This window comes from Pseudomonas sp. LPB4.O (assembly GCF_038383825.1).
Classification (GTDB): Bacteria; Pseudomonadota; Gammaproteobacteria; order Pseudomonadales; family Pseudomonadaceae; genus Aquipseudomonas; species Aquipseudomonas putida.
Map to the genome: position 1 here is coordinate 2328494 of NZ_CP151298.1, position 13467 is coordinate 2341960.

The window sequence follows — 13467 nt, forward strand, 5'->3', positions numbered from 1 at the left end:
CTTAGTTGAATCGAAGCTTTTGCTTAATTGCGCGCCAGTGCTTGATGTCATCGGTGCTCAGTGGGCCTGGCTTGCTGTAATTGAGTACCAGTAGGCGATGCTGACTTGGAATCAGGCAGGCTACTTGGAGCTGGAAGTGAGTCCTGGCGCCCACCAGGAATTCAATGGCCATCTCGCGGGCTTCAACCGGATGATCATCAGCACCCAAATGCGCGATCTTTGCAGGCGTGATGATTATTGCCTTGGACTTTTCACGCAGTATTCGCAGTTGGTCTTCGACGGCGTCGTCCAACGTCTTGTCATTGGCGACGGGGCTACGAGCCATCACCAATGTGGTGTCTCGGGCACGAAAGCGCAGCATGTTCAGCGTCAGGTCTTCGGGTAGTTCCTCACCTAGGTCAAGGATCAGGTCGTGAGTCAGGTATTCAGTCATTGTGGGAGTCCTTTCAGGAACTAATCAGGTGCCAGTACGTGTGATTCGCTACTCAAAGTGCCCATCTACATCGGCCTTGAGTGCACCGCTGTCGCGGCCATTCGCGGTGATAGCCGCGGCTCCGCCTTCAGGATTGAGGTCGAGCTTCGCAGCAGGTGTGTTGATCTGGCCGCTCTGCTGGCCAGTAAGGTTGAAGGTCTCGCAGGTGATGTTGAGCGTGCCATTGGCCTGCATCTCGATCAGGGTCTTGCCGCACTTGAGGCGCAGGGTGTTGCCTGCTTCGACTTCGTAGTCGCCCGCGATGAGGTCGTTCTTGCCGCCACCTACTTTCAAGGTGTCGTTGGCTTTTACGGCGCGCAGTCGGTTGCGGCCGATGGCGACCGATTCGTCCTGGCCAATCTGGTGTGTACGATCGACGCCCACGGAGAGGGACTGGTTGTTATTGACCAAGGTGTTCTGATCTTTCTGGGCGTGAACGAACACCTCCTCCTTGCCCAACTCATCCTCGAACCGCAGCTCGTTAAATCCATCGCCCTTGTGGGTCTGGCTCTTGATGGTCATGCGCGTTTTGTGATCGGGCAGGTCGTAGGGCGGCAGTTGGTCACCGCAGTAGGTGCGCCCGGTGATCATCGGCTGGTCGGGGTCACCATTGACGTACTGGATGATCACGTCCTGGCCGATGCGCGGGATGGCCATCGAGCCCCAGCTGCCACCGGCCCAGCTTTGAGATACGCGCAGCCAGCAGGAACTGAACTCGTTGTTCTGGCTTTCGCGGTCCCAGGGGAAACTGACTTTTACCCGGCCCCATTCATCGCAATAGATCTCTTCGCCCGGTGGGCCGACGACGGTGGCCATGTGTGGGCCGTCGATTCGCGGTTTTTCCAATGGCGCAGGGCGCCATTCGGTCCGACCGGGGACCAGCACGGCGGTCTGCTCGTAGCGCGTGCTTGCATCGACGTCGGCGGCTTCTTCCTGCAGGCTGGTGAACTGGGTGCCTTTATGGATGACCGTGTTCACCCGCCAGTGCGCATTGAGGTCTTTACGCGGATGGCCGGTCAGGGTGAAGCTAAGACCAGGCTGTAGGCGCACGTCATCGCCCTGGACCTCGGCAATACGTACATCATGGCGCAGCGCTGTGATGCGGTTTTCAGTGAACGGCTTGCCCACGGCATCGCGTTTATAGCGGCCTGGGTATTCGAAGTATTCGTACTCTTTGGACTGATGGTCCAGGAAGGGCCCGGCGGCTCTGTGCTCCTGGCGGTAGGCAGGGTTGGTAAAGGTGTAGTCGCGCTGCACTTGGCGGGCAGTACGCACCTGCTCGCTGTAGCGCAAGCGGCGAAGGCAAGGCGTGGCTTGATCGCCGCCGCTGTCGGCGTGGTACAGCACGCTGTCAGGGCCTACAGGCTCGTTGTCATCGTAGAAGCCTTCGTCTTCATCTTCGGCCTTGATGGCACCATGGCTGATCAGGCCGAAGGACTGCAGCCGATCCGTGATGATCAGCTTGTGCAGCTTTTCACTGTGCGCGAAGCGGTAGACGAAGCCTTCTTCAGCCGCCAGGCGGGCGATGAACGCCAGGTCCGTCTCGCCGGCCTGAACGCAGAACTCGCGGACCTGATGGTCCATGCTGGCGCGCAGTTCGTACTGGTTGATACCTTGGCGCTGGAGCATCAGCTCAAGAATTTGCGGCACGGTCTTGTGCTGGAAGATGCGCCAGTTCGAACGCAGGTTGGCGCGGGCCAGCTGGGGCTCGATCAGCGCGTCATAGTAGGTGCGGTAGAAGCCACTTTCCGCCTGGCTGAAACGACTGACCAGACCGTGCACGTAACGCACCGGGCGTTCCGCTTCCCAGATGGTGAAGAGCACGGGTTTGTCGAGCAGGTGGCCGAAATCGATATCGTTTTCGAAGCTGATCAACTTCAGCTCCAGTTCGAAAGGTGTGCTGATCCCTTCTCGGAGTTCGAACGACACCACTTCGAATTCAGCTTCGCCAACCAGCGGCTGGAGGCTGTAACGCAAATCAGATTGGCTAGGCATGAGTAGTCCTTGTCAGCCGGCTAAGACTCAGAGCTCAGGCAAGCTCAAGGTAATGAGGACCACTTTAAAGTCGGAAGTCGAATGGCTAAACAAACAAGGTGTTGGGCAGTTTAAGAAAACATCAGAAACTTCTGAAATCTGTAAGTGGATGTGATTTTTCCACGACGCGATGTGGCAGGGTGGAGGGATGAGTGAATGGTGAGTGCTTTGAAGTAAATGAAGTATTGGGAAGCCGTGTGCTCTGAGGGGTAGAGCGTGGCAGGCGGCGTACCTGACGCCTGGGAGAGGAGCTGTAGCAACTGCCTTGTGCGGGGTTCTCTACTGGTTTTCAGGCCTTACCATCAACGTGCGAATTCAAAGCGCTGTGCCTTATCTTTATCGCTGCTCTGGTCATTGATTGGTTACGTAATGATTAGGCTCACACCCGCATTTGCGGGTCTTCTTGCTTTTTTACAGCCTCGTCTTCCCCATCTGGAACTTGAAGCTGTTGGCTGTTTTCGACTACCAATTTTCCCCCCCGCGTCTTGACCAACGAAACCACCACCCCACCCAGCAACAACCCGAACGTCACCCCCAACGACAGCAGCGCCGGCACCTTGCCCACCATGCCGTGATAGAAAATCTTGCAACCAATAAAGATAAGCACCAGCGCCAACGCATACTTGAGGTAAACAAACCGGTGCATCAACGCCGACAGCGCGAAGTACAACGAACGCAGCCCAAGAATGGCAAAGATGTTCGAGGTGTAGACAATGAAGGGGTCCTGGGTAATGGCGAAGATTGCGGGCACGCTGTCGACGGCAAACACCAGGTCGGCCAACTCGATCAGCACCAGTGCCAGGAACAACGGGGTGGCATAGCGCAGCGCCTTGCTGTGGCCGGCCGGGGTCTGGTGTACGAAGAAGTGCGAACCGTGGATCTGGTCGGTGACCCGCATGTGCCGGCGAACGAACTTGAGGATCGGGTTGTTGGCCAGATCAGGGTGGCTGTCTTCCTTCGATAGCGCCATCTTCACCCCGGTAAACAGCAGGAAGGCACCGAAGATATACAGCACCCAGGCAAAGTTCTGCACCAGCGCGGCGCCCACGCCAATCATGATCGCCCGCAGGAACACCACCCCCAGGATGCCCCAGAACAGCACACGATGCTGGTAGCGTCGGGGGATGGCAAAGTAGCTGAAGATCATCGCCATGACGAACACGTTGTCCATCGACAGCGACTGCTCGACCAGGAAACCGGTGTAGAACTCCAGCGCCGACTGGGCGCCCAGCTGGTACCAGACCCCGGCGCCGAACAACACGCCAACGCTGAAGTAGCCCGTGTACAGCAGCAGGCTTTCGCGCATTTCGATTTCCCGGTCGTGGCGGTGCAGCACGCCCAGGTCGAGCACCAGCAAACCGATGACGATGGCCATGAACACCAGCCACAACCAGGCGTTGGTACCGAGTACAGGGGTGGTGAGGAATGCTTGCAGAGCTGTCATGAGCCCCTCCTTGAATGTCGACGTTGCATGGCAACAGTGATCCGACATGGCGGCTTGGCAGCCGTCAGAGGGGCCCGGTATCACATGAATTTGAGCCTAGACCCGATTGCAGGAGATACCGAATGGGGAGCTGTTACATTTCTTTGCCAGAGCCCCCTGCATCAATTCAATACACCCACACCTCGACCCGCCGATTGCGCAGTCGCCCTTGCTCCAGCTCATTGCCGGCCACCGGCAGTTCATCGCCCATACCCGTCACTTCCAGCAACTCCACGCCATCGCGCGCCAGCTCGCGGCGCACTGCCTGGGCCCGAAGGCGCGAGAGCAGGGCGGCGCGGCCAGGCGTTTCCTTGGGGTCGCCAAACCCTACCAGCACCGCTTTGCTCTGCAGCTTGCCAGCCTGGCGCAGGTACTCGGCCACCCGCTGCACGTCGCGCAGGGCCTTGTTGTCGAGGCTGGCGCTGCCTTCCTGGAAACGGAAGTTCACGCTCAGCCGTTGCGCCCGCTGGGCCAGGGTGCGGTAGCGCGGCGGCATGTCGGCCAGGGGCGCTACTGCCAGGGCCTTGATCTGCTGCGAAACAAAGCCCTGCTGGGCGACGATCGCCTGGCCGGCCGGGCTCTGGGCAAAGTCGGCCAGGGCCCTGGCCTGTGGCTTGGGGTTGGCCGGCAAGTAGAAGTACAGGCGCCGTGACAGCGGGTAATCTTCACTGGCTACCAGCGCGCGCTCCGGCAGCATGGCCGGTGCGTCACCTTCGGCTACCGCCAGCACCTTGGCCCCGTGCACCGCAGCCAGGCTGCTGAAGCCGATGGCCTTGCGGTCGGTGGCCACCTGCGCGGCCAGTTCGTCACTGGACTCGAAACGCCGGGCCTTGGCTGATAGCTCGTTGTGCTGGGGCTCTAGCACCAGCGCCTTGAACGTCTCGAAGGTGCCGGAGCGGTCGTCACGGGCGTACAGGTGGATGGCGCCGCCAGCAATGCCCAATTGCTCCCAGCGTTGGATCTGCCCGGAGAAAATCTGCGCCAGTTGCTGCGTGTTCAACCGAGGTAGCGGGTTGTCGGGGTGGACGATGACCGCGACACCGTCCAGCCCGATCACTTGCTCGGCGCTGGCAGCACGCAGGTCGCCAAGGGCCTGAAGCTGGCGCACCTCGCTGTCGTTGATCGGCCGCGAGGCAGCTGCCAGGTCGGCGTCGCCACGGCCGAGGGCGGCGAAGCCGGTGCTGGACCCGTGGGCGGCGATGTCGATGCGCACGGATTGGCCATGTGCATCGCGTGCGGTGATCACGGTCTCGTTGGCCCGCTTGCCGGGTTGCTGCTCGATGGCGGTGGCTTGCTGCGCGCGCAATTGCCCCTGCACCAGCGCTGGCAGCAAGGCCGCGCCGATGGTGTTGGAGCCTTGCGCACGCATGTGCATGGGCTCGGCCAAGGTCGCAAACGGGATCAGGGTGAGCAGCAATACAAGCAGGCGGGGCATGCCGGGTGGCCCTGTGGCATAGAGTTGGCCGGCAGATTACGACAGTGGCGTGATGATAATGTGACAGTCCGTAGGGGAGGGCTCTGCCCTCCATTCGCGACACAAGGCCGCTCCCACAGGCGACCGCGATTCCTTGTGGGAGCGGCCTTGCGTCGCGATAGGGCCGCAAAGCGGCCCCGGTTATCTCAATGCGCCCCGGCGGATTTGCTCAGGTCACTCTCGGCCCACTCGGTATAGATGCACGCATCCGCCACCGCCCAGCGCACTTTCACGCTGTCGCCCGGCTGCATCGGCATGCCCGCGGCCGACAGTGCCTTCACCGTCAGCTCGGTACCCCCTGCAGTCACCACATGGCAGGTCTGGCTTTCACCCAGGAACAGCACTTCGCCAACCTTGGCACTGACCTCGTTCCAGCCCGCCGGCAGCGGCTCGCGCGCAGCCTGTTCGGCGGTCAGGGCCAGGGCTTTTTCCGGGCGCACCATGATCAGTGCATCTTGCGAGGCGGCCAGGCCCGGGGTCAGGCGAATGGCCACTGGTTGGCCCTCGAAGCTGCCGGCGCCATTGCTGCTGGCCTTGATGCGCAGGAAGTTGGAGTTGCCCAGGAATGAGGCGACAAAGGCATTCGGTGGGTTCTGGTACAGGTCGTAACCGGTGCCCAGGCCGACGATCTTGCCATGGCTGAAGATGGCGATGCGCTGCGACAGGCGCATGGCTTCCTCCTGGTCATGGGTGACGTAGACAATGGTGATACCCAGCCGGCGGTGCAGTTGGCGCAGTTCGTCCTGCAGGTCTTCGCGCAGTTTCTTGTCCAGCGCGCCGAGCGGCTCGTCCATCAGCAGGATGCGTGGTTCGTACACCAGTGCCCGGGCAATCGCCACGCGCTGCTGTTGCCCGCCAGACATCTGCGACGGCTTGCGGTGGGCGAACTGCTCCAGCTGTACCAGCTTGAGCATGGCGTCGACCCGCTTTTTGGTCTCGCTGGCGCTCAGCTTGCGGATGGCCAGCGGGAAGGCGATGTTGTCGCGCACGTTCAGGTGTGGGAACAGCGAATAACGCTGGAACACCATGCCGATGTCACGCTTGTGCGGTGGTACATTCACCAGCGACTGGCCATCGACCAGGATTTCGCCGCTGCTGGGGGTTTCGAAGCCGGCCAGCATCGACAGGGTGGTGGATTTGCCCGAGCCGCTGGAACCGAGGAAGGTCAGGAACTCGCCGTCCTGGATTTCCAGGTCGAGGTTGTCCACGGCGGTGAAGTCGCCGTAGTGCTTGTTCAGGCCGCGCAGGCTGACCAGGGTCTTGCCTGGCGCGTTGTCTTTGATCACTGCACTCATTGTTGTTTTCTCCGCGCGCTCAGGCGTTTGTTTCGGTGCGCCGGCGCAAGGCGGCGGCAATGAACATGACAAGCAGCGACAGGCCGATCAGCAGGGTCGAGGCCACGGCGATGACCGGGCTCAGGTCCTGGCGCAGGGTGGTCCACATCTTCACCGGCAGGGTCTGCAGGTCGGGGCTGGCCATCATCACACTCAGCACCACCTCATCCCACGACACCAGGAAGGCGAACAGGCCGCCAGCGATCATCCCCGGGCGAATGGCCGGAAAGGTGACCTTGAAAATCGCCTGCAGGCGCGAGGCACCGCAGATCACCGCCGCATCCTCGATCGACTGGTCGAACAGCTTCAGCGAGTTGATGATCGAGATGATGGTGAAGGGCAGGGCGACGATCACGTGGCTGACCACGAAGGCGAACAGCGTGCCGGTGTAGCCGAGCTTGAGAAACAGTGCGTACACCGCCACGGCGATGATCACCAGCGGCACGATCATCGGCATGGTGAACAGCCCGTACAGCAGCTCGCGGCCGGGGAAGCGGCCACGCACCAGGGCGAATGCGCTGGGCAGGCCCAGCAGCACGGCGGCGACGGTGGTCAGCACGGCCACTTTCAGGCTGGCCAGTGCGGCGTCCATCCACTCCGGGTTGGAGAAGAACTGGCCGTACCACTTGAAGGTCCAGCCCGGGGGCGGAAACACCAGCCACTGGGACGAGCCGAACGACAGCAACACGATGAACACCACCGGCAGCAGCAGGAAGGCCGCAATGACCCCGGTGGTCAGGTACAGGCCCGTACGCAGCGGGCGGCCCATGGCATTGGGAGACAGGAGCATGGCGGTTTACCTCGCGTTGCCAACCGGGGATTCCGGCTGCAGCTTCAGGTACAGGTAGAAGAGCACCAGGGTGATCGCCACCAGCAGTGCGGCAGCGGCGCTGGCCAGGCCCCAGTTAAGGAACGACTGCACCTGCTGGATGATGAATTCGGGCAGCATCATGTTCTGCGCCCCGCCCAGCAGTGCCGGGGTGACGTAGTAACCGAGCGACATCACGAACACCATCAGCGCGCCGGAGAACAGCCCCGAACGGCACAGTGGCAGGAACACCTTCCAGAAGTTGGTCCACGGGCTGGCGCCGCAGATGGACCCGGCCTGCAGCACCATCGGGTCGATGGCGTGCATGGTGGCCTGCAGCGGCAGCACGATGAACGGGATCATGATGTAGCTCATGCCGATTACCACGCCGGTGAGGTTGTGCACCATTTCCAGCGGGGTATCGATGATACCCATGGCCATCAACGCCTTGTTGATCACACCCGAGCTTTGCAGCAACACCAGCCACGAGTAGGTGCGCGCCAGCAGGCTGGTCCACATCGACAGCAGCACGATGTTCAGCAGCCAGCGGCCCCAGCCCTTGGGCACCAGGGTGATCGCCCAGGCCAGCGGGAAGCCCAGCAGCACGCTGATCAGGGTGACCACACCGGCCACCGAGAAGGTGTTGAACAGCACCCGTGCGTAGGCCGAGTTGGCGAACAGCTGCTCGTAGTTGCCCAGCCCCGGCGTTGGCTCCAGCACCCCGCGCAGCAACAGGCCGACCAGTGGGGCGAAGAAGAACAGGCCAAGGAACAGCAGGGCCGGCAGCAGGTTGCGGCTGCCCTTCCAGCGCTGGCTCATGCTGGCGCGGCGAGGGGCCGTCCCGGGGGCGCCGGTGCCCGTGGGGGCACCTTGCGCGTTATGCAGGGCGTTGATGGCGACTTTCATTTGACCAACCACTCATTCCAGCGGGCCGCGATGGCCTGACCGTTCTTGGCCCAGTAGGCGAAGTCGAGGGTGACCTGGTCCTGGGCGTAGGCAGTTGGCAGGTTGGGCGCAAGGTCCTTGTCCAGCTTGGCCACGCTGTCGACGTTGACCGGGGCGTAGGCGGTCTTGTTGGCGAACTCGGCCTGGCCCTCGGCGCTGCTGGCGTTGGCCAGAAACTTCATGGCCGCGTCCTTGTTCTTTGCGCCTTTGGGGATGACCAGGAAATCGGCCATGACCAGGTTCTGTTTCCAGCTCACACCTACCGGTGCACCGTCTTGCTGCAGGGCATAGACACGGCCGTTCCAGAACTGGCCGAGCGAGGCTTCACCCGAGGCCAGCAGCTGCTGCGACTGGGCGCCACCGCCCCACCAGACGATATCTTTCTTGATGGTGTCGAGTTTCTTGAAGGAGCGGTCCAGGTCCAGCGGGTACAGCTTGTCCGGCGCTACGCCGTCGGCCAGCAGGGCCAGTTCCAGCACGCCCGGGCTGGGCCATTTGTACAGGGCGCGTTTACCCGGGTAGGTCTTGGTGTCGAACAGTGCAGTCCAGTCCACCGGCTTGTTGGCACCGAGCTTGCCTTCGTTGTAGCCCAGTACGAAGGAGAAGAAGAACGAGCCGACGCCATGGTCGGAGACGAAGCGCGGGTCGATCTTGTCGCGCTTGATCTGGGTGAAGTCGAGGGGTTCCAGCAGGCCTTCGCTGGCGGCGCGCAGGGCAAAGTCGGCTTCGACATCGACCACGTCCCATTGCACGTTGCCGCTTTCGACCATGGCCTTGAGCTTGCCGTAGTCGGTGGGGCCGTCCTGCACGACCTTGATGTCGGTGGCTTTGGTGAAGGGTACGGCCCACGCTTCTTTCTGGGCGTCCTGGGTGGTACCGCCCCAGCTGACGAAGTTCAGGCTGTCAGCGGCCTGGGCGGCCTGACATGCCAGGGTCAGCAGGCTGGCGGACAGCACTGCGGTTACACGTTTGCTCAACAGCATGGTTACGCCCTCGTTGCTTTTGTTATTCGAGGCGGGGCTTGTGGTGCGCCCGCCAACAGTGTTCGGGGAGCAGCTAAAACAAAGTGTCTTGGTGGCCGTTTGTAATTGTAGGTGCCGGCCTGCAGATTCAAGGTCTACGGGATATCATATTATGGTATTCCAAACTTTTGGCAAGGGGTATGAGGCGACCGGCCATCACCCCGGCCTTTGCCAACTGCCGCAACCCTTTGTAGGAGCGGCCTTGTGCCGCGAAAGGGCCGCTCCTACAAGGGGGCTGTGTCAGGTCGGGAGGCCTGGCTCGAACGGGATGCTCTGCACCACTTCCAGCTCATACCCTGCCAGGCCGGCGTACTTCAGTGGTGGCCCCAGGTGACGCAGCTTGCCCACACCCAGGTCCTGCAGGATCTGCGCCCCGGTGCCTACTTCGGAGTACACCTTCGACTGCCCACGCTGGTACGGCCTTACCGGCTGTGTCAGCTGTGGTATACGCTCAAGCAAGGCTTGGGAGGATTCATGGTTGGCCAGGATCACCACCACGCCAGCGCCTTCCTCGGCCACCTTCTGTAGCGCCGCCCACAGTGTCCAGTTGGCGGGGCCTGCGTATTCGGCACCGACCAGATCGCGCAACGGGTCGATGACGTGCACCCGCACCAGGGTCGGTTGCTCGCGGCGGATGTCGCCCATGACCATGGCCATGTGCACGCCACCTTCAATGCGGTCCTCATAGGTGACCAGACGGAAGGTGCCGTGCACGGTCGGCAGCTCGCGCTCGCCGATGCGCTTGATGGTCTGCTCGGTGCTCAGGCGGTAGTGGATCAGGTCGGCGATGGTGCCGATCTTGATGCCATGCCGGGCGGCGAACACTTCCAGGTCGGGGCGCCGGGCCATGGTGCCGTCGTCATTCAGCACCTCAACGATTACCGACGCCGGGCTGAAGCCGGCCAGGCGCGCCAGGTCGCAACCTGCTTCGGTGTGGCCGGCGCGGGTCAGCACGCCGCCTTCGCGGGCGCGCAAGGGGAAGATGTGGCCGGGTTGCACCAGGTCTTCGGGGCGGGCGTTGGCAGCCATGGCCGCCGCCACGGTGCGCGCCCGGTCGGCGGCGGAAATGCCGGTGGTGACGCCGGTGGCCGCCTCGATCGACACGGTGAACGCCGTGCTGAACACGCTGCCGTTGGCCGGTACCATCTGCTCCAGGCCCAGGCGCTGGCAGTGTTCGTCGGTCAGGGTCAGGCAGATCAGGCCACGCGCTTCGCGGGCCATGAAGTTGATGGCCTGGGCGTCGCAACGCTCGGCGGCGATCAGCAGGTCGCCTTCGTTTTCCCGGTCCTCGTCATCCACCAGCAGGACCATCTTGCCTTGCCGGTAGTCCTCGAGAAGCTCCTCGATGGTGTTGAATGCCATGTTGCACGCTCACTGTGGTGGGGTGATTTTTATGGTATACCATCATACACAAATATCGCCGTAACAGGAGAGCAGCGCATGAAGGCCTACTGGATCGCCCATGTGGACGTGACCAACCCCGAGCAGTACCAGCAGTACACCCAACGCGCGCCGGCAGCCTTCGAGGCATTCGGCGGTCGCTTCCTGGCACGTGGCGGGCGCAGCGAGGCGATGGAAGGGCGGCCTACCCCACAGCGTAGCGTGGTGATCGAGTTCGATTCGTACGAGCAGGCGGTGGCGTGTTATCGGTCCGCGCTGTACCAGGAGGCGTGCAGCCATCGCCAAGATGTGGCTAAAGCCGAGGTGATCATTGTCGAAGGGTTTGAACCCTGATGTTGAGCTGATGGCCCTTTCGCGGGTTTACCCGCGAAGAGGCCGGACCTGCCTGACGGCATTCCAGCCTCTGCTGCATGGGTGGATAAGGTTATTGAAGGTGGACTTTGAGTTCACCGGCCGCCTGGCGCATCGCCGCCTTCACTGCCGGTACCTCGCTCAGCGGGTTGAGCAGGCCGTAGTCGTGGATCATGCCGTTGTAGCGCACCGATGTAACGGTTACCCCAGCAGCGTTCAACTTGCGGGCATACGCTTCGCCTTCATCACGCAACACATCGAACTCAGCCGTTTGCACCAGCGCTGGCGGCAAGCCCTTGAGCTGTTCACTGCTGGCCCGCAGCGGCGAGGCGTAGATCTGTTCCCGCGCCTTGGCATCGGTGGTGTAGCTGTCCCAGAACCACTTCATCATCCCGGTGGTCAGAAAGTGCCCTTCGGCAAACTGCTTGTACGATGCCGTCTCGAAGCTGGCATCGGTCACCGGCCACAGCAACAGCTGGAAGCGCAGGGCAGGGGTGCCGGCCTGTTTGGCTTTCAGCGCCACGACTGCCGCCATGTTGCCGCCGACGCTGTTGCCGGCCACCGCCAGGCGCTTGCCGTCCACGCCGATCTCCTTGCCATGCTCGGCCACCCAGCGGGTCGCAGCGTAGGCCTGGTTGATCGCCGTCGGGTAGTGCGCTTCCGGCGACGGGGTGTAGTCCACATAGACCGCCACCGCACCCGAGCCGACCACCAGGTCGCGAATCAGCCGCTGGTGGGTCGGGAAGTCGCCAAGCACCCAACCGCCGCCGTGGAAGAACATGAATACTGGCAGGTCACCCTTCACATTGGCCGGGCGTACCACTTGCAGCTTGATCGACTCGCCGCTGGCCTGGACGGTGCGTTCCTTTACTTCGATACCGGAGAGGTCGACCTTGACCGAAGCCTGGGCCCCCGTCAGCACTGCCCGGGCGTCTTTCGGGCTGAGTTGTTCCAGAGGCTTGCCGCCGCCTTGTTCCAGGGCTTCGAGAAACGCCTGGGTGTGCTGCTCGACACCTGGGCTACCAGCAGCGAAAGCGCTGGAAACGGACAGGGCCAGAAGGGAGGCGGTAAGGGTTTTGTGGACAATGTTCATGAGCGAATCCTTTTCCATGCAAGTGTTGGTAGTGGGCGTCTTGCCTGGCCTGTTGGGCCATCGCTGCGACTTGTGCGTAGGTTAGGCAGATGCACTGGCGGGAAAAAGCCGCTATAAAGCGTTTTACTGTCACCATGAGCGAGACAATGAACCCCTACGAAGACATGCGCATCTTTGCCCAGGTCCTGGAGGCCGGCAGTTTTACCGCCGCCGCCGACCGCCTGGGCATGTCCAAGCAATCGGTCAGCCGGCGCCTGATGCAGCTCGAAGAGCGCTTGGGCGTACGCCTGCTCAACCGTTCCACCCGGCGCCTGGACGCCACGCCGCTGGGCCAGCACTACTACCAGTCGGCGCTGCGCCTGCTGGGCGAGGTGCAGCAGGTGGAACACGACATCAGCGGCCAGGCCCAGGCCCTGCGCGGCACCTTGCGGTTGAGCGCACCGCTGTCGTTCGCCATGTCGCACCTGGGCTGCCTGTTGACCGAGTTTTTGCAATTGCACCCGCAAGTCGATGTCGAGGTGGACCTCAGTGATCGTGCCGTGGACCTGATCGGCGAAGGCTACGACCTGGCGCTGCGGATTGGCGCGCTGGAGGACTCCAGCCTGATTGCGCGGCGTATTGCCAGTGTCGAGCGGGTGTATTGCGCGAGCCCGGCGTACCTGCAGGCGCGGGGTGTACCGCTAACACCGGAGGATCTGGCCGGGCACGACTGCCTGCCCTATGGTCATTCTCGACAGGTGCAATGGCAGTTCCGCCAGGGCGGCAAGGCGCAGGCGATTCAGGTGACAGGGCGCATGCGTGCGAACAACGGCGAGTTGCTCAGGGATGCCGCTATCGCCGGGATGGGGGTGACCTACCTGCCGACCTTCATCGTTGGGCAGGCGTTGGCGGATGGGCGGCTGGTGAATGTGCTTGAAGAGTGGACGCCGCCTGCCTTGCAGTTATCAGCGGTGTATCCGCAGCACAGGCAGGTGGCGCGGCCGGTGCAGGGGTTTGTGAGCTTTTTGCGCGAGCGCTTGGTGCAGTTGTAGGCCAGCCTCGGCACCTTGC

Annotated in this window: 12 protein-coding genes; 2 read left to right on the top strand and 10 right to left on the bottom strand. The window is 62.3% G+C overall.

Annotated features, from left to right (window positions below; all coding sequences use genetic code 11):
* Position 1: 1 nt before the first annotated feature.
* The 9 genes from MRBLPB4O_RS10385 to ribBA form a co-directional block, all read right to left on the bottom strand.
* Positions 2–433, bottom strand: a complete 432-nt coding sequence (locus MRBLPB4O_RS10385) for a DcrB-related protein (RefSeq protein ID WP_341796012.1) — start codon at positions 431–433, stop codon at positions 2–4.
* Between the two features lie 48 nt (positions 434–481).
* Positions 482–2467 carry a type VI secretion system tip protein TssI/VgrG gene (gene tssI / locus MRBLPB4O_RS10390; protein ID WP_341798335.1) on the bottom strand — a complete coding sequence of 662 codons (1986 nt, stop codon included), beginning with the start codon at positions 2465–2467 and terminating at the stop codon, positions 482–484.
* Between the two features lie 418 nt (positions 2468–2885).
* Entirely contained in the window at positions 2886–3950 is a 1065-nt protein-coding gene (locus MRBLPB4O_RS10395) for a TerC family protein (protein WP_341798336.1), read from the bottom strand.
* A 166-nt stretch (positions 3951–4116) separates the two neighbouring features.
* Positions 4117–5424, bottom strand: coding sequence for a phosphate ABC transporter substrate-binding/OmpA family protein (locus MRBLPB4O_RS10400; protein WP_341798337.1), 1308 nt, complete (start codon positions 5422–5424; stop codon positions 4117–4119).
* Between the two features lie 185 nt (positions 5425–5609).
* Positions 5610–6758, bottom strand: a complete 1149-nt coding sequence (locus MRBLPB4O_RS10405) for an ABC transporter ATP-binding protein (protein ID WP_341798338.1) — start codon at positions 6756–6758, stop codon at positions 5610–5612.
* 19 nt (positions 6759–6777) lie between these two features.
* The gene (locus MRBLPB4O_RS10410; RefSeq protein ID WP_016499074.1) at positions 6778–7587 is read right to left on the bottom strand and encodes an ABC transporter permease; all 810 of its coding nucleotides are present in this window, start codon (positions 7585–7587) and stop codon (positions 6778–6780) included.
* A 6-nt stretch (positions 7588–7593) separates the two neighbouring features.
* The gene (locus tag MRBLPB4O_RS10415; RefSeq protein ID WP_341798339.1) at positions 7594–8511 is read right to left on the bottom strand and encodes an ABC transporter permease; all 918 of its coding nucleotides are present in this window, start codon (positions 8509–8511) and stop codon (positions 7594–7596) included.
* Entirely contained in the window at positions 8508–9533 is a 1026-nt protein-coding gene (locus MRBLPB4O_RS10420; RefSeq protein ID WP_341798340.1) for a polyamine ABC transporter substrate-binding protein, read from the bottom strand. The genes MRBLPB4O_RS10415 and MRBLPB4O_RS10420 overlap by 4 nt, the downstream gene beginning before the upstream one ends.
* Before the next feature lie 279 nt (positions 9534–9812).
* A complete protein-coding gene (gene ribBA, locus MRBLPB4O_RS10425) occupies positions 9813–10934 on the bottom strand; it encodes a bifunctional 3,4-dihydroxy-2-butanone-4-phosphate synthase/GTP cyclohydrolase II (protein ID WP_016499077.1) in 1122 nt (373 codons plus the stop codon).
* A 78-nt stretch (positions 10935–11012) separates the two neighbouring features.
* Between ribBA and MRBLPB4O_RS10430 the strand changes: the two genes are divergently transcribed.
* Complete coding sequence (locus MRBLPB4O_RS10430) at positions 11013–11306, top strand: DUF1330 domain-containing protein (RefSeq protein WP_341798341.1); 294 nt, start codon at positions 11013–11015, stop codon at positions 11304–11306.
* A 91-nt stretch (positions 11307–11397) separates the two neighbouring features.
* Here the strand turns inward: MRBLPB4O_RS10430 and MRBLPB4O_RS10435 are convergent, their stop codons facing one another.
* Positions 11398–12417, bottom strand: coding sequence for an alpha/beta hydrolase (locus MRBLPB4O_RS10435; protein ID WP_341798342.1), 1020 nt, complete (start codon positions 12415–12417; stop codon positions 11398–11400).
* Positions 12418–12563: 146 nt separating this feature from the next.
* Between MRBLPB4O_RS10435 and MRBLPB4O_RS10440 the strand changes: the two genes are divergently transcribed.
* On the top strand, positions 12564–13448 hold the full coding sequence (locus tag MRBLPB4O_RS10440; RefSeq protein ID WP_341798343.1) for a LysR family transcriptional regulator: 885 nt from the start codon (positions 12564–12566) through the stop codon (positions 13446–13448).
* The last annotated feature ends 19 nt before the right edge of the window (positions 13449–13467 follow it).